Below are 17212 nucleotides of genomic sequence, written 5' to 3' on the forward strand. Positions count from 1 at the left end.
GGGGCCGGCCTCGGCGCGCCGGCGGCCGGGGCGGTGCCCGGGGGCTTCGGCGCGCCCGGCCCGGCGGCGGGCTTGGGCGGCGGACCGGACCCCGCGCCCGGGGGCGCGCCGGGGGCGGCCGGCTTCTTCGGCGGCAGGTTCTTGTCGTTCGGCGGGATCGAGGACATCGGGGCACCGGTGTTCGGGGGAGGTTCGGGAGGTCGGCCGCGGGTCGCCCGCCCGTCGCGACGGGCGGGCGGTGGGGTCAGTCGTCGTCGTCCTCGTCTTCGTCCTCCTCTTCCTCCTCCCCGTCGCCCTCCTCCTCGTCATCGAGCGCGCCGCGCTCGGCGGCCGCGATCTTGGCCGCGAGTTCGGTCGGCCGGCTCGACTTCAGCAGCACCTCTTCCTTCTCGCACAGGTCGTCCTTCCAGAGCCGGAACAGCATGTCGTCGAGCAGGAACATGCCGCTCTTGCGGCCGGTCTGGATGCTGGAGTCGATGCGGTACGTCTTGTTCTCGCGGATCAGGTTCCGGATGGCCGGGGTGACGACCATCATCTCGTAGGCGGCGATCAGCCCCTCGGGCTTCTTCGGGAGCAGCGCCTGCGACAGCACGCCGATCAGCGAGCCCGAGAGCTGCGTGCGGATCTGGTCCTGCTCGTCCTGCGGGAACACGGTGATGATGCGGTCCACGGTCGAGGCCGCGCCCGAGGTGTGGAGCGTGCCGAACACGAGGTGCCCGGTCTCGGCCGCTTCGAGCGCGGCCCGGATCGTCTCGAGGTCGCGCATTTCGCCGACCAGGATGCAGTCCGGGTCCATCCGGAGGGCGCGGCGGATGCCCTCCTTGAAGTCGGGCGTGTCGATGCCGATCTCGCGCTGGTTGATCGTCGACTTCTTGTGCTTGTGGTAGTACTCGATCGGGTCTTCCAGCGTGATGATGTGCTTGTCGTAGTTGTCGTTGAGGAAGTTGATCATCGACGCGAGGCTGGTCGTCTTGCCCGAGCCGGTCGGGCCGGTGACCAGGAGCAGGCCGCGGGGCCGGATGATGAGGTTGCGGATCGCCTCGGGGGTGCGGAGCTGCTCGAACGTGAGGAACTGGGACGGGATGCGCCGCATCACCATCCCGATCGTGCCCTTCTGCTTGAACACGGCGACGCGGAACCGGAACCCGTCGACGTACTCGATGGCGAAGTCGGCCCCGCCCTTTTGCTGCAGCTCCTGCTGGCACCGGTCCGGGGTGATGGACTTCATCAACCCGGTGGTGTCGTCGGGGTCGAGGATGCCGCCGCCAATGTCCAGCTTCCGCAGCCGCCCCTGGTGGCGGACGACGGGCGGCTGGCCGACGCTGATGTGGAGGTCGCTGGCCTTGATCTGGATGACCGTGGCCAGCAACTTCTCCATCGAAACCTTCGCCACGGTATGCCCTCGCCCACGGTTGGGACGACACGACGCCGGCCGACGAGCGGACCGGTTGTGGTGGCCGCGGTCCAACGCACCGGGAGAAACGGGCGTGCGGGCGGTCACCCGCCCGGACGGCTCCCTCGATCCCGGTGTCGCATTATGCGGCCACTACGTGTGTTCCCCAAAAAGATAGAAACACCCCCGCCGATCCGGGGCACGCCCCCGGTCGGAGTCCGAAGGCGTCCCGCCCCCGGACGTTAAGTGCAGTGTCGAGTTCGGCACGCAGTCCGTGCCCGGCACCCCGAAGAACCCACCCACAATCTGGCGAGCGGGGGACGTAAGTCCCCACTAATGTCAACCCACCGGAGGACCTACGTCCCCCGCTCGCCCGGAACAGTCAGCCTCCGGCTGACCTCAGTCCGCTCCCAGCATTACGCCTTCGCTTCCGCGGTCATGAGCTGATCGGCGTGGCAGATGCTCAGGACCTCTTCGATCGTCGTAACTCCCTTACACGCCTTCAGGATACCGTCATCGAGCAGGGTCCGCATGCCGCCGGACTTCGCCTTGCGGCGGATCTCCTGGGCCGGGGCCTGGGCGAACGTCAACTCGCGGATGATCGCCGACATGCGCATCATCTCATAGAGACCGAGGCGGCCGCGGAAACCCGTTTGCCGACAGTGGCTACAGCCGCGGCCCTTCATGAACGTGGCCTTCTCGGCCAGTTCGGGCGAGACGCCGGCGCTCTTCAGTTCCCCCACGGTCGGGGTGAACGGCTCCTTGCACTTCACGCAGTTCACACGGGTCAGCCGCTGCGCCATGATCGCGATGACCGAACTTGCGATGAGGAACGGGGCGACTCCGATGTCGGCGAGGCGGGTGATGGCGCTGGGCGCGTCGTTCGTGTGTAGCGTGCTGAAAACCAAGTGTCCTGTCAAGGAAGCCTGCACGGCGATTTCTGCCGTCTCCTTGTCGCGAATTTCGCCGACGAGGATAATGTTCGGCGCCTGGCGGAGCATCGCCCGAATGATGCGGGCGAAGTCGAGCCCGATGCCGTGCTTCACCTCCACCTGGTTGATGCCGGGGAGGTAGTACTCGACCGGGTCTTCGGCGGTGATGATCTTCCGGTCCGGGCGGTTCAGTTCGTTGAGCGCCGCGTACAGCGTCGTCGTCTTCCCGGACCCGGTCGGCCCCGTGACGAGGAAGATGCCGTTGGGCCGCTTGATGATCTGCTGGAACTTCAGGTAGTCCTCTTCGCCGAAGCCGAGGTCGCGGATGTTGACCTGGATGTTCTGCCGGTCCAGAATCCGCATGACCGCCGACTGGCCGTGGACCGACGGGAGCAGGCTCACACGAAGGTCGAAGTGCTTCCCGTGGACCGTCATCTTGATTCGGCCGTCCTGGGGCCGGCGCTTCTCGGAGATGTCGATGCTCCCCATGATCTTCAAACGCGAGAGCAGCGGTGCGAGTAGCCGCCGCGGGACGGCGTCGCGCTCGACCAGCACGCCGTCGATCCGGTAGCGGACCCGGACCCGGTCGGAGAACGGCTCGATGTGGATGTCGGACGCCCGGAGGTTCACCGCCTCCGAAATGACGAGGTTGCACAACCGGACGACCGGCGCGTCGGAGTCGTCGGCCCCGGCGTAGTTCGCCATCGACTCGGTCTGGGTGAACTCGATCTGGGTGTCGGTGAACTCGACGAGCATCGAGTCGACGGACTCGGTCTCGGTCTGGCCGTAGTTCCGGTTGATGGCCTCCTGGATCTGCTCCGGGATGGCGAGGACCGGCACGATGTCCTTGTTCAGAATGAACTGGAGCTTCTGGACGGTCTCGTAGTTGTTGGGGTCGGCGGTGATGATCTTGAGCGTGTTGCCCTCGAGTGACAGCGGCAGGACGATGTTCTCGCGGGCCACCGACTCGGGGACGAGTTCGATGATGTGCTTGGGGATCTCCATGTCCGTCAGGTCGACGAACGCCATGCCGTGCTTCTCGCCGATGGCGGCCATGCACTCGGCGGGGGTGGCGTAGTTCATCTTCGCCAGGACGTCCTGGATCTTCAGGCCCTGGGAGCTGGCGGTGCGCTCGGCCTCGTCGAGCTGGTCCGGCCCGATGATCTTCTTCTTGAGCAGGATGTCGGTGAAGTCGCCGCGAAGCTTGGCCATGAGCGTTCCCCTGGGGAAATGGCTGGAGGCAGTCCGCCGAGCGGACGGGGGTTACGAGGGTGTCTGACGGAGCGAGGCGAACCCGGACGATTCATCAAGGAAATGCCGGAGGGCCATCACGGAGTATGTCTGACACGTCAGAATGAAAGCCGGATGAGTTCAGCATGACCGCGGCCCGCACCGGGTTCAAGTGAAAAGTTCGCGCGGAGCCCGTGAAACGCAGAGTTTTAATCGGAGCGTGGTTCTCGGGTTGTGTTCGGAACGCGGTCGGAGGGGTGCGGTGGCGGAACCGACTGCGAAGCCGGGGACGCAACTCGCCGGCCTGGTCCTGGCGCTCCTCGGCGCGTTCACCTACGGCGCGACGAGCGCGTTCGGGCTGGTGCTGTGCGCCGAGTGGCTGCTCGACCCGCGGCGGCCCGCCCACCTCCGCCGCTGGGACGCGGTGGGCGCGGTACTGGCGGTGCCGGGGGTGCTGTTCTTCGCGTGGCTGTCGGTCGCGATGTTCGACTACAAACCCGGCGGAAAGCCGATGGGCGTGCTCATCGCAGCTTACTGGGCGGCGTTCGCGTGGTGGCTCACGGTCCGCTACCGCACTCGCTGGCGGCACCTCCGCCGCTCACCCGAGCCGCCCGACGAGGAGCTGCAGTGGTGAGGGACGCAGACGCGGACAGTCGAGAAGCCAACCGCACGGCGAGCCGGGAGCGTCAGCGACCGGAGGTGCGTGGTCGAGTGAAACTCCGGTCGCTGACGCTCCCGGCTCGCCACGAAGTACATTGGCTCTGGTGGGTTCCCGGCACGGTCACCGGAGGGCGGTTCGTGGCGCGACGGCGGAAGAGCACCCCCGGGCCGTACCTGCTGCACCTGGAGGTGCTCCGCGACCGCATCGCGCACGCCGACCGCTACCCGTTCAACTTGCCCGCCGTCCGCGGGCTGACCCGGCTCCAGTTCCACCCGAAGGTGACGTTCCTGGTCGGCGAGAACGGGTCGGGCAAGTCCACGCTGCTCGAAGCGGTCGCGGTCGAGTGCGGTCTCAACCCCGAGGGCGGGAGCCGGAACTTCAACTTCGCGACGCGGGCGTCGCACTCGGCACTCGGCGACGCCGTTCGACTTGCGAAGGCTCCCAATCACCCCGGCGACAGCTACTTCCTCCGGGCCGAGAGCTATTTCAACGTCGCGACCGAGATCGAATACTTGGACCGCGAGTTCAAGAAGTCGGGCCTCCGCGGGGAGCCCCTGATCAAAGCCTATGGCGGGGTGTCGCTGCACGAGCAGTCGCACGGGGAGTCGTTCTTCGCGCTGTTCCAGAACCGGTTCGGCGACAACGGGCTGTACCTGCTCGACGAGCCCGAGGCGGCGCTGTCGCCGAAGCGCCAGCTACAGTTCCTCGCGCTGCTCCACGGGTATGTGCGCCGGGGCGGGCAGTTCGTGATCGCCACGCACTCGCCGATCATCCTGGCGTACCCCGACGCGCTCATCTACCAGTTGGACGCGAGTGGTGTCCGCGAAGTGGCATACACCGACACCGAGCACTACCTACTCACCCGCGGCTTTCTGAGTAACCCGCAGCGATCGCTCGACGCGCTCCTAACGGACGAGCCGAAAACCGATGCGCCGCATTCGAGTGAGGAGTCCCAATCATGAGCGGTGCGGAGCGGTACATCAAGGTGGTCGAGTGGTCGGACGAGGACGGCGCGTTCGTGGGTCAGTGCCCCGGCGTCATCGGGCCGTGCTGCCACGGCTCCGACGAGGTCGAGGTGTACCGCGAGTTGTGCGAGATCGTTGCCGAGTGGGTCGAGATCGCCGAGCGCGACGGAACCCCCCTCCCTCCGCCACCGCGGGCACCGGCGCGGCCGAGAAGATCGCGGTGCTCACCCCTGCTCACTGAACGTCACTTCCCCGCCACCGCGGGGCGGGTGAAGTCGACGCGGACGACCTCGCCGGCGGTGCCGGTGACGGTGCGCTTCTCCTCGCGGAGCGCGCCGCGCTCCGTCCAGCGGGCGGTCACCTCGTACCGGAACTCCTTCCCGCCCTCGAGCGGCGGCGAGTCGAAGACGCGGTCGGTGCCGGTCTGATTGGTCTTCACCCCGTCAACGAACACCTCCGCGTGCGGCTGCGGCACCTTCACGGACAGGATCAGGCTCCCGTCCGGGGCGGGCGGGGCCGGCGGCACCGCACCCGGCGGCGGCAGTTGCGGGAGCGGCTGCTTCGGGGCCAGCGGCTTCGGGAGCCCGTCACTGGGCAGGTTGGTGTCGTCGAAGTTGTTGTGCAGCGGGGTGACGGTGCCGACGCGCTCCGACGTGGGCCACACGCCGACCGTCGGGAACCGCGGCCGCGGCGACGCGGCGTAGATGCCGACCCACCCGAACGGGATGCCGGGCGACGGCACCTGCTCCCACAGCTTCCGCAGGTCGTTGTTGCCGAACACGCCGGGGATCGGGCCGTAGGTCGGCACCGGCGGGCCGTACAGGCTCAGCCCGTTCGACCACGACGACCCGGCCCGCGGGCCGTAGTAACCGTACCCGGGGTAGCCCACGAACGGCCCGCCGTAGAGCCCGGGGTAGCTCCACCCCGGCGCGACGGTCGGGCCGTAGGGCCAGCCGCCCCAGTACGGCCCGGGGCCGAACGCCGGGCCGGCCGCCGCGAGGTAGTCGCGGTGCTTCCCGTGCAGCACCGTTGCCCCACCGTACGGGTTCGGGTACGGCGGGTAGTCCTGCGCCAGCCCCGGGGCCGGGAGGAACACGCACACCAGGATCGGCGAGGCGAAGGCGAGTAGTCGAGCGGGGCGGCCGGTCATGTGAACCCTCCGTGGACGTTTCCCCACAGAAACGATTCGGCCCGCCGGGCGAGGTGACTCGCACGGCGGGCCGTCGGGAAGGTCGGAAGGGGCGAACCGGGCCGCGGGCATCCGGCGCGGCGGGTCACTTGAGCGGAACCGACAGGACCGGGCCCCCCGGCTCGCCCGGCACGGGCGGCGCGACCGGAATGATCCCGCGGACCGCCCCGATCCGCCCGTCGAGCGTGTGCCCGGCGACGATCACCTCGTACCCGCCGGCGGCCGAGCCGAGCTGCACCGGGAGGGTGATCTTGCCGGTGCCCGGCACCACGACCACGGGCTGCCACAGGACCGTGTCGGCCTCGTCGGAGCCGTCGCGCGGGGCGTCGGCCGGGCTGGGCCGCGGGGCGGCGTACTCGCGGACGACGAGCGGGTGCGTGGTCGGGACCGACGCGCCGACCCGGTAGATCGCGCGGGTCTGGGCCGGGACCGCCACGAGCCCGCCGCGGCCCAGTGCGTTGGCCTGGGGCGCGGCGGCCGCGTTGGCGTCGGGCCGGGCGCTCTTCTGGAGCTGCTCGGCCTCCTTCAACTGCCGCGCGAGCCCGTCCTGCATGTGGGTCTGGAACTCGCGGGCGCGGGTGTCGGCGACCTGCTTGGCCTTCTCGACGGCCTGCTGGTAGTCGGCCTCCTGGCGGGCCTGCTCCTTCGATTCGGCCGCGGCCCGCTTCTCGTCGGCCTTCGCCAGCGGGGCGCCGCGGCGGGGGCCGGGCTGCCGGTTGCGGAGGGCGGCGTCCTTGTTCCCGGCGTCGGGCGCGGCGAGCGCCGTGGCGCGTTCCTTGTTGTACCCCCACTCGGCCGGCACCTCGGCGTCGCTGATCTCGATGCGCTTGGTGTACTTCCGGGGCTGCCAGCCGCCCTCACCGAGCGCGTCCCCGGCGGCCCCCTTCGCGGCCCCGGCGCCGTCCCGCTGGAGCGGTCCGAAGGAGAATAGTTTCCAGCCGAACCGGTCCGCGAGCGCCTTGTCGGCCCCGCGGTCGGGGCCGGGGACCGCCGCGGCCATCGGCGGCGCGCCGGGGGCCGGGCGCGCGGTGACCGACGGGGCCGGCGGCGCGCCCGACTCCCGGGTCGCGCCCTGCTGGGCGGGCTCCAGGGCCAGGCCCGGAACGGTCGCGCCGTTCGCCGGCCCCTGCGACTTGAACCCGCCGTACCCGCCGAACCCGGCGCCCGGCGCCTGCGGAACGGTCGCGGTCCCGAGCTTCGGGAGCACCACGGCGGTGCCGCCCCCGCCGGACCCGCCGAGCAGGCCGGCCCCGGGCTTCCCGGCGGGTACCTTCCCGCCGACCGGCGGCCCCTGCTCTTCCCTCCCGCTCGGCCCGATCTTCTTGAGGTCCGGGGTCCGGTCCGCGCCGCCCGGCGCGCCGCCGATGGCGAGGTTCGCGGTGTCCGGCTCGGCGTCGGTCTGGGGCACGTCTGCGGGTGCGGCGGCGACCTCGCCGGCCTCGTCGGGGATGCGGGCCTGCTTGATCCTCATCACGTCGGTGCTGACGCCGGCCGCGAGCGTCCGGTCCGCGGTCCCGAGGGCGACGACGAGGAACGCCACCAGGCCGAGCGCCCCGGCGGTGCCGAGGCCGAGTGGCACCCGGCCCTGGCTCCGGGCGAAGCACGCCCCGCCGAGCATGACCGCGAGGAGCCCGAACCCGCCGACGGCGAACCACCCGGTCTCGCGGAACCGCTCGACCGGCACGGCGGCCAGTTCGGCCCGTTCGACCCGGTCCCTGGCCGCCTTCGCGGCGTCGTTGGCCGCGGCCGCGAACCGCTGCACTCCTTCGGCCCCGTTGCGGTCGGCGTCGGCGGCCTCGGCGGCCGCCTTGGCGGCGTCGAGGGTCCGCACGGCCCCCTCGTACCGCGGCCAGAACGCGTCGCGGATCTTCTGGTGGTCGCGGAACGCGGGCGGCTCGACCGAGGTCATGTACTGCCCGTTGCACACGAGCAGGTGGGCCTGCTCCTGGGTCGGGGCGACCGGCCGGCGGGCGTACCCCTGGGGCACCTGCTCCGCGAACCGCCGCCACCCCTGCGTGCCGAGGACGAGGTCGAGCGACTCGCCGGCGAGCGGGTGGTCGGTCATCAGGAAGTCGGCGTACTCCAGCGCGTCGGGGGTGTTCACCTCCCCGGCGATGAGGAAGTGGGTGGCCAGGGACCGGTCCTTCGGGCCGGAGGCGACCGCGGAGTTGACCACGGCCGCGTACAGCACGGCGGCGGTCGGGCGGCCCTTCTCGTCGGTCGCCGACACGTTCAGCCCGATCGCGGCGTTCGCGGCGAACCCGGTCGCGCCGGCGGCCCGCGGGCCGCTGGTGGTGAAGTTCAGGTTCAGCCCCTCGCCGGGCTTGCGGAACACGAGCCGCTCGGCGACCGGCTTGAGGTCTTCTTTGGGCTGCCCGGGGAACGGTTCCGGCTCCTCGAACACCGTGACCCGGACCACGCCGCCGCGGGGGTCGGTCCCGGCCAGCAGTTGCACCTCGGTGACCTGGGTGGGCGACGCGGTCACCGTCTTCGTGTCGGCCAGGCGGCCGCGGGTGTACGCCCCGACGACCAGCTTCCGCTCGCGGCCGACCGACCGCAGGTGGACGCGGATCGGCTTGCCCGGAGCGGTCACCGGGTCGAGAACCGTCATCACGACGCCCCCCTGCTTCGGGTGCGGGAGCAGGAACCCGGTCCGCGACGCGGCGACCAGTGGCGCGCCGATGAGGGCGGCCGGGGCGGTGGGGTAGCGGCCGAGCGCCGGTGCCAGCAGCGGGGCGTAGGCCCCGGCCGGGGACGCGAGCTTGAGCCACACCGGGGTGCCCAGTTCGGGCGTGTACTGGAAGACGCCGAGCCCGCGGTTGGCCCCGCGGACCGCGTCGCTGCGGAGCGTCTCGACGGTCGCCAGGGTCCGCCGCCCGTCGGTCACGATCCCGCCGATCTCGACGGGCAGGCCGGTCGGGGTCGTGGCCCGGACGTACACCCGGCACGGCACCCCGGCGACGAGGTCGCCGCCCTCGGGGAAGAACTCGACGGTGACGTTCGGGCCGACGACCGGGACGCGGGCGGCGACCGACTCCTCGACCTCGCGGCCGTCGGCGTCGGCCAGGACCGTGACCTTCAGCCGCGCGTCGCCCCGGGCGATCGCCGCGGGGAGCGGGAACCGCAGGGCCGCCCGCCCGTTAGCGTCGGTGGCCGCGGCGACCTGGGGCAGCTCCAGCACCTGCTCGTCGATGACCGCGACCGCGGACAGCACCCGCGCCCCGGCGAGCGGCTTGTCACGGAACCGCACGTCCACCCACGCCTCGACAGCGTCGCCGGCGGAGTACGACGCGGCCGCGAACCCGATCCGCTTGTTGAGCACCTCGGGCGCCCCGCCCTCGACCTTGATCGTGCGGGACACCGGGAACGGCACCACGGCCGGGTCGCCCGACGGGTGCGGGAGCTCCCGCATGGTCAGCGTGTACTCGCCCTCGGGGGCGTCGAACGGCAGGGCGAACTCGCCGGCGCCGACCCCGCGGACCGGGTTCCCGTCCGGCCCCTTGACCGGCTCGACCCGGCCCTCGACGACGCGGACCAGGTCGGTGCCGCCCTGGAGCCGGACCACGGTGCCGGCCGGGCTCCGCAACTCGTACTGGAGCACCTGCTCGCGGGCCGGCGGGGTGAACGTGACGCGGTCGAGCGTGAGGGACCGGAACCGGACCGTCTCGCCCGGCCAGTACGCCGGCTTGTCGGTCGTCAGCACGGTGGCGAACACCGGCCCGAGGAGCCGGACCTTGTCCTGGAGCACGGTGTGCTTGTTGGTCCGCTCGTCCACGTGCGAGACGACGAGGAACAGCTCGGAGTCGGGCTTGAGGTTGGTCCAGGCGTCGGCCGGGAGCCGGATGGGGTGCTGCGGGGCGCGGTCGTGCGCGATCGCCTGGGTGTGGATCACCGCGTCGGTCTGGTCGCGGATCTCGGCGACCACGCGGCCCCCGGCGGTGGTGCCCCGCTGGTCCACGACCAGGAGGAACTCGTTGGGCGCGCCGGGCTGGACCGCGGCCGGCTTGAACACCTGCCACGTCAGCTTGCGGGTGTCCTGGGCGAGCGCGGCGGCCTTCTCCTCGGCGACCCACTTGGCCAGCAGGCCGTCGTGGGCCTGCTTCGCGGCGACGAGGGCGACCCGGGCCGCGGCCCGCTCCTGGTCCACCTTCGCGTGCCGCTCCTCGAACGCCCGCATCGCCTCGGCGGCGTCGGCCGTCGAGGCGGCGGCGTCGCGGCGGGCGACCTCCGCGTTGTTCAACAGATCCAGCACCGGGACGACGGTCCCAGGAACGGCGAGCAGCACGGCGGCCGCAACGGCCCAGGGGATCAGCCGGCCGGCCCACGAGCCGCGGGCCGCGGGGGCCTTCGTGTAGCGGCCCGAGTCCGACCCCTTCTTCGGCGCGGCGGGGGCGGCCATCGGGATGATCGAAACGGGGAGCGTCGCCGTGCGGCTGGGGCCGGGCACCCTGGCCGGGGCCGGGCGGGCGGCGTCGGGCGCTTCGAACCGGACCACCGGGAACGCGAACTTGGCGGCCTGCGAGATGAGGCCGTGGACCCGCGCCGCCTCGGTCCGCTCGGCGGCGCAGGCGGGGCACGTCGCGAGGTGCGCCGCGACCGCCGCGACCTCGGGCGCGTCGAGCAGCCCGAAGAGGTGGTCGAGGATCAGCGGGCGGCATTCGGTACAGCGCAACATGAAGGCACTCTCTGGTCCCGAGTCCGGGCAGGCCGGGGGGAGGTCACTCACCAACTGAGACGAAGACAACCACGGGTCGGATTTCGTTCGGCGGCAGGAAGATTGCTCCGTGCGGCCGGTTGTTACGATCCGGGGGCACCTGGACCACCCGAGGGAAGTCCGGGGGAGTTGGCGAGCGGGGGACGTAAGTCCCCCGGTGGGTTTAACGCACCGGGGGACTTACGTCCCCCGCTCGCCCGGACCGGCCCTCACTCTTCCCCGCTCGCCCCGTTGGGGTTGAGCACCTTGCGGAGCTTGATGAGGGCGGTCCGCATCTGGGTCTTGACGGTGCCGACCGGGGCGTTGCGGACCTCGGCGATCTGCTCGTAGGTCAGCTCGCCGTTCTGCCGCAGAAGGAACACTTCCTTCTCGTCCTGGCGGAGCTGGGTGATGGCGACCCGGAGCCGGTCGAGCGTCTCCTGCTCCTCGATCGTGCGGCCGGGGGCGTCGTCGCGTCCGGGCATCATCACTTCGTCCTCGGGGAGGGGGCGGGACTTGCGGTTCCAGGCGCTCCGCTGGTAGTCCTTGGCGGCGTTGAGGCCGACGCGGAAGATCCAGGCCCGCAGGTTCAGCACGTCGGGGACCGACTGCCGCGCCCGCCAGCACTTGAGGAACGCCTCCTGGGCCGCGTCCTGGGCGTCGTCCTGGTTGCCGAGGAGGTAGAGGAGGGTGCTGACGAGCTCGTCGCGGCACAGGTTGAACGTGGCAATGAGGGCGTCGTCCCCCGGGCGGCCGGTCCCGTTGGCGTGAACGGGAGCGGCCGGGGGCACCACCGCGGGCTCGGCACCCACGGGCGGCCACGGGATCGGGGTCACGCCGGGTTTCGCCATAGCGTCCTACCTGAACGACGACGGACGGACGGGCACGGATTGGAAAAACCCGCCGGCGCGACGGATGAGGGGTCAGGCGGCGTGCCAATTTCCCATGCTAGCCACCGCCGGGCGCCGCTCGCAAGGACAAACAGCCCCGGCCGATCATCAGACGCCGCCCGCCGGCCCGGCGCACGCGGGGGAGCGGTTCCGGACCTGTTTGTGGCGAGCCGGGAGCGTCAGCGACCGGAGGTTTGGGGAGCGCCCACCACCGGTCGCTGACGCACCCCGCTCGCCGGGCCCCGGGGCTTCTCGGGCGGCCGCCCCACAAAGACATGGGGCGGCTCAGTACTTCGCCACGTCGCCGCTCACCTTGCCGAGGGCGTCGACGGCCGCCTTCGCGCCGTCGGTCATGAACCGCAGCTCGCTGTTGATCGCGATGAACTGCCAGCCCTCCGCGATGCGGCGCTTGGCCTCCTCGACGCTGAACGTGTGGATGCCGGCGGCGATCTTGTTCCGCTTGCACCCCGCGAGGATGTCGGCGAGCGCCTGCTGGAACGTCTCGGGCTGAGGCGGCTTGCCGGCCGCGTCGCGCATGCTCGCCATCAGGTCGTTGGGGCCGACGAACACCGCGTCGACGCCGGGGACCGAGTACACCTCGTCGAAGTTGCGGACCGCGTCGATGTGCTCGCACTGGAGGACGATGAGGATCTCGTCGTCGGCCTTCGCGTAGTAGTCGGCGGGGGTGGCGGCGAAGTTCAGCGCGTGGACGCTGCCGCCGACGCTGCGGTTCCCGCGGGGCGGGTACAGGCACGCGGCGACGGCCTCCTGCGCCTCCTGGCGGCTCATGACCATCGGGACGACGATGCCGTACCCGCCGTTGTCGAGCACCCGCTTGATGTGGTCGTGGCGGCCGGCCGGCACGCGGACCAGCGGGACGCCCCCGGCGTCGGCGACCGCGCCCAGGATGTGCGTGGTGGTCTCGACGCCGGCGAGGGAGTGCTCGACGTCCACGGTGAGGAAGTCGAACCCGGCGCGGGCGAGGAACCGGGCGGCGGTGACGCTGCCGAGCGACAGCCAGGTGCCGACGGCCGGCTTCCCTTCGCGGAGCAGGCGCTTGACGGTGTTCGTTCGCATGGGGCGGCGGTCTCGGGGGGAGTGGTGAGGCGGATTGTATTCCGCCGGCACGCGACGGCCGGCGTCACTCCGACACGCGGAACGAGTCGAACAGGCGCGCGACGGCGGGGTCGTCGAAGTCGAGGGCGCCGGCGATGCCGACGAAGTACGCGCGGGGCCGCGGGCCGGTCGGGTACACGAGCATCCGCTCCACCGCCCGCACGCCGCCCGCGTCGGTCCGCACCTCGCGGGTCAGCGGGTTCTCGAAGTTCGTCGTCGCGTCCCGCACCACCGCGCCGCCGAACCGCGACTGGAGCCGGTCCGGGCCGAACACGTCCTTGAAGTGGGCGAAGTTGTCCTTCGTGCCGGCGAGTTGGACCTGCGTCTGCGTGAGGTCGCGCCACCCGACCCACGTCTTCGTGCCCGAGTACCAGCCCTCGGCAACGTACCGCGTCTCACCCGCGGGCGCGTCGGGGTCCGCGGCCGGCGTGCCGAGCATTTCAACGGTGAACGCCCTGTCGGGCGGCGAGTACGCCTTCCACTCGTACGCCGCGAGGTGCCCGTGCTTCCGCTGCTTCACGGCGATCGTCGCGCCGGTCGCGGCGACCAGCGCGAGCACCGCCGCGCCCGCGAGCAGCACGCGCGCCGCCTTGCTCCGCGGGGTTGCGGGCGGCGGGGCCGGCGTCGCGGGGGCTTCGTCGAGCGACAGCGGTTCGGGGGCTATTGGGGCGGGGGCGGGCGCGCCGACCGGCAGCGCGGTCACCGTGGCCTGGCACCACGGGCACACGGTCGGCTTCCCGAGGGTGTCCTGCTGCACCTGGAACGGCTTACCGCACTGCGAGCACGCGACGGGGGTGAACATCGTGCGACCCGAACGTCAGGGTGAACCGGGGCAGACCAAGTGGTGCTGAAGAGGTGCCGGTGTGTTGTCCCTCTCCCCTTGCGGGAGAGGGTGGCCGCGCTTCGCGGCCGGGTGAGGGGTGAGGCGTGATCATCCCAACAGGTTCCACCCCTCACCCGCTCGCAGAGCCTCGCTGCCCTCTCCCGCAAGGGGAGAGGGCGAAGACCCGCGCCGCCGGCGCTTCAACCCGATCGGTTTCAGGGATGGTTATACCGACTCCCGCCCGCGGCACCGACCCTGCGGTTCAGGCTCGTGACACTTGGGGCGCAGCGACGTGACTGGGTAAGGTGGCCCGCGGCGTGCCGTGGTCGATCACCTGGCCGTCCTTCATCCGCACGACGCGGTCGGCGCGCTTCGCGACGTCGTCGCTGTGCGTGACGACCAGCAGCGCGAGCCGGCGTTCCTTCTGGAGCGTCGTCAGCAGGTCGAGGACGCGGACCGCGTTGTCGGAGTCGAGGTTCCCGGTCGGCTCGTCGGCCAGAAGCAGCGCCGGGTCGTTCGCCAGCGCGCGGGCGAGTGCGACGCGCTGCCGCTCGCCGACCGAGAGCTGCATCGGCCGGTGCCCCGCGCGCTTCCCCATGCCGACGAGGTCGAGCAGCGCGTCGGCCTTCTTCGCGCGCTCGCGGGCGCTGAGCGGCGGCCCCTCGAACATCGGCACCTGCACGTTCTCGCGGGCCGTGAGGGTCGGGAGCAGGAAGAACGACTGGAACACGAACCCGATCTGCCGGGCGCGGAACCGGTCCAGGTCGCGGCGGGTCGAGAGCGGCTCGCCCTTGAAGTACACCTCGCCGCCGTCGGGCCGGTCGAGCACGCCGAGCAGGTTCAGGAGCGTGGACTTGCCGCACCCGCTCGGGCCGGTGATGGCGACGTGCTCGGCCTCGCGGACCCCGAGGGTGACGCCGTTGAGCGCGGTGACCGCGCCGTCCGGGTACGTCTTGCGGACGCCGGCGGCGTAGAGCAGGTAGCTGGCCGCGGCGTCAGTCATGGCGGATGGCCTCGGTGGGGAGGAGCCGGGCGGCCCGGAGCGCCGGGTACGCCCCGCCGAGCAGTCCGATGGCGACGGTGATCGCGAACCCCTGCGCGACGACCGACGGGGCGACGCCGCCCTCGATGAACCCGTTCACCTTGGGCGACAGCGCGAGCAGGTGCGTGGTGACGACGGCACCGACCGCCCCGACGACCGCGGCCGCGACGCCGAGCAGGATCGCCTCGCCCAGCACCATGCGGACCACGCGGCCCCGGGGCCACCCGACGGCCCGCAGGATGCCGATCTCCTGCGTCCGCTCCAGCACCGCCATCGCCATCGTGTTCATCATGCTGATGACGCCGATGAGCAGCGCGACGAGCGACACGACCCACGCCATTGCCTTCGCGATCCGCAGGTGCGCCGAGTTGTTCAGGTACTTCTCGGGCCGCTCGACCGCGACCCGGTACGGCTTGCCCTCGGCGTCCCGCAGCGCGAGGATCTTCTGCCGCACGGCCTCGACGTCGGCGTCCGGGTCCGGCGACGTCTTGTTCACCCGGAGCGAGAACCCGGTCACCTTCCGCTTGCGGCCGGACAGGTCCTGGTACTCCTTCAGGTTCGTGATGATGCACCCGTTCTCGTACAGGTTGAAGCTCTTGAACACGCCGACGATGGTGAACTTGTGCCGCAGGATCGCGATCGTGTCGCCGACCTTCTTGTCGTTGTTCTCCGCGAACTTGTAGCCCACCATGCACAGGTACTGCCCGGCGTCGGCCGGCGTGAGCGAGCGGCCGGAGAGGATGTCGAGGTCGCTGTACCCGAAGTTCTCCGGGAGCCACGCCTGGACCAGCACCTGCAAGCTCGGCGGCGTGTCGCTCTCGTCCCGCGGCTCGCGGAGCGTCATCTCGCTGAGGTCGACGAGTGCGGCATCGACCCCGGCGACCTCGGGCATCCCGCGGACCGCGTCGACGACGCTCTCGTCCACCTCGCTCGAAAGCTGGTCCGCCGCGCCGCTCGCGACGCCGACGAGATCGACGCCGCGCTTCTCGAACGTGTCGCGCATCGACTCGCGGAAGTTCTCGCTGATCCCGAGCAGCACGATCATGCTGCCGACCGACACGGACAGCCCGAGGACGGTCAGCGCCGTCCGCGTCGGCCGCCGGGTCAGGTTCTTCAGGATGAAGGTGACGAAGTACATGATTGGTTGCGTCGCTCGGTGGAGTCGTTCGCCTCACGCGGGCCGCCACGGAGGGCGGCCCCTACAAACCAAACGCAAATCGTCTGGTAGGGGCCGCCCTCCGTGGCGGCCCGCCAGCCACAAACGATTCCGACCGAGCACCCTCCGACGCATCACGCGGGGACCGGGTGCGGGGCGGCGGTCAGGTGCTTCAGGTGGCGGACCACCGCGGCGGTGAACCCGGCGGTGTTCTCGACCACGGCCAGGTGCTTCGCCTCGGGGATGATCTCGGCCGTGCAGTTCGGGAGGTTCGCCTCCAGCCAGGCGCTCGTCGCCAGGAACGGCGAGAACTCGTCGTACAGCGCGACCACGGGCCGCTCGACCGACGCGATCCGCTCGGCGGTGAGCCCGGCCTCGGCGAGCACCTCGTCGCCGCACGTCGTCTCGGCCAGCAGCGGGAGCTGCCGCAGCCACCCGCGGCCGATCGGGCCGACCTGCGCTTCGAGCGCCTTGGCCTGCTCGGGTGTGAGGTCGGCGGTGGCGCGGAACAACCGCGTGAAGTTCACCGTCTCGCCGAGGTCGACGCCGATCTCCTGGTACGTCGCCCGCAGGTCGACCCACACGTTCGGCCGGCCGAAGTTCGGCTCGACGTGCCGGAGCCCGGGGAAGAACGAGTCGGACAGGACGACGCCGGCGACGCACTCGGGGTGCAGGAGCGCCGTGTGGACGCCGATGACGCCGCCGAAGCTGTGGCCGACGACGAGCGCCGGCTGCAACCCCAGTTCAGAGTGCAGCGCCTGGAAGTCAGCGGCCATCGCCGCGGACGTGTACCCCGTTGGGGGCCGCTCGCTGACGCCGTGGCCGCGGAGGTCGTAGGTGGTGACGCGGAACCCCTCGGCCGCAATCGCGTCGGGCAGCCCCGAGAACACCCACACGGCCTGGTTGCTGGTGACGGCGTGGACCAGCACCACGTCCGGCCCCTCGCCGGTCTGCTGGTAGAACAGCCGCACTCCGTTCACAACGACTTCGGGCATCGGTACTCGCCTCGCGATGGCTTTCAACCGCCGGACCGGGTCCGCGCGATTGGTGTTTCGTTCAGGTGGCCGCCCCTCACCCGCGACTCGCAGAGCCTCGTCGCGACCTCTCCCCGTAGGAACGGGG

The 17212-nt window shown here is 71.3% G+C and carries 12 protein-coding genes; 2 read left to right on the plus strand and 10 right to left on the minus strand.

The window, feature by feature from the left end:
• Positions 1-244: 244 nt before the first annotated feature.
• Entirely contained in the window at positions 245-1393 is a 1149-nt protein-coding gene (locus tag ACTIGN_RS08415) for a type IV pilus twitching motility protein PilT (RefSeq protein WP_439622741.1), read from the minus strand.
• 416 nt (positions 1394-1809) lie between these two features.
• Positions 1810-3537, minus strand: a complete 1728-nt coding sequence (locus ACTIGN_RS08420; RefSeq protein ID WP_439622743.1) for a GspE/PulE family protein — start codon at positions 3535-3537, stop codon at positions 1810-1812.
• A gap of 280 nt (positions 3538-3817) precedes the next feature.
• On the opposite strand from ACTIGN_RS08420, the gene ACTIGN_RS08425 reads away from it, so the two are divergent.
• The gene (locus tag ACTIGN_RS08425) at positions 3818-4189 is read left to right on the plus strand and encodes a hypothetical protein (RefSeq protein WP_439622745.1); all 372 of its coding nucleotides are present in this window, start codon (positions 3818-3820) and stop codon (positions 4187-4189) included.
• Between the two features lie 164 nt (positions 4190-4353).
• Positions 4354-5178, plus strand: a complete 825-nt coding sequence (locus ACTIGN_RS08430; protein WP_439622747.1) for an AAA family ATPase — start codon at positions 4354-4356, stop codon at positions 5176-5178.
• Between the two features lie 247 nt (positions 5179-5425).
• Here ACTIGN_RS08430 and ACTIGN_RS08435 read toward each other — a convergent pair whose 3' ends face one another.
• From ACTIGN_RS08435 to ACTIGN_RS08470, 8 genes are all read right to left on the minus strand, one after another.
• Positions 5426-6331 (minus strand): TIGR03000 domain-containing protein, encoded by a 906-nt coding sequence (locus ACTIGN_RS08435; RefSeq protein ID WP_439622749.1) that lies wholly within the window; start codon positions 6329-6331, stop codon positions 5426-5428.
• A gap of 124 nt (positions 6332-6455) precedes the next feature.
• Positions 6456-11045 carry a zf-HC2 domain-containing protein gene (locus ACTIGN_RS08440; protein ID WP_439622751.1) on the minus strand — a complete coding sequence of 1530 codons (4590 nt, stop codon included), beginning with the start codon at positions 11043-11045 and terminating at the stop codon, positions 6456-6458.
• Positions 11046-11293: 248 nt separating this feature from the next.
• Positions 11294-11899: an RNA polymerase sigma factor gene (locus ACTIGN_RS08445; protein ID WP_439622753.1), complete on the minus strand. Its 606-nt coding sequence runs from the start codon at positions 11897-11899 to the stop codon at positions 11294-11296.
• Between the two features lie 339 nt (positions 11900-12238).
• Positions 12239-13030, minus strand: coding sequence for an HpcH/HpaI aldolase family protein (locus ACTIGN_RS08450; protein WP_439622755.1), 792 nt, complete (start codon positions 13028-13030; stop codon positions 12239-12241).
• 64 nt (positions 13031-13094) lie between these two features.
• On the minus strand, positions 13095-13871 hold the full coding sequence (locus tag ACTIGN_RS08455) for a hypothetical protein (protein ID WP_439622757.1): 777 nt from the start codon (positions 13869-13871) through the stop codon (positions 13095-13097).
• Between the two features lie 283 nt (positions 13872-14154).
• Entirely contained in the window at positions 14155-14895 is a 741-nt protein-coding gene (locus tag ACTIGN_RS08460) for an ABC transporter ATP-binding protein (RefSeq protein WP_439622759.1), read from the minus strand.
• On the minus strand, positions 14888-16072 hold the full coding sequence (locus ACTIGN_RS08465; RefSeq protein ID WP_439622761.1) for an ABC transporter permease: 1185 nt from the start codon (positions 16070-16072) through the stop codon (positions 14888-14890). Before ACTIGN_RS08465 ends, ACTIGN_RS08460 begins: the two co-directional genes overlap by 8 nt.
• Positions 16073-16224: 152 nt before the next feature.
• On the minus strand, positions 16225-17085 hold the full coding sequence (locus ACTIGN_RS08470; protein WP_439622763.1) for an alpha/beta fold hydrolase: 861 nt from the start codon (positions 17083-17085) through the stop codon (positions 16225-16227).
• Positions 17086-17212 lie beyond the last annotated feature (127 nt).

The organism is Gemmata sp., assembly GCF_051859125.1.
Classification (GTDB): domain Bacteria; phylum Planctomycetota; class Planctomycetia; order Gemmatales; family Gemmataceae; genus Gemmata.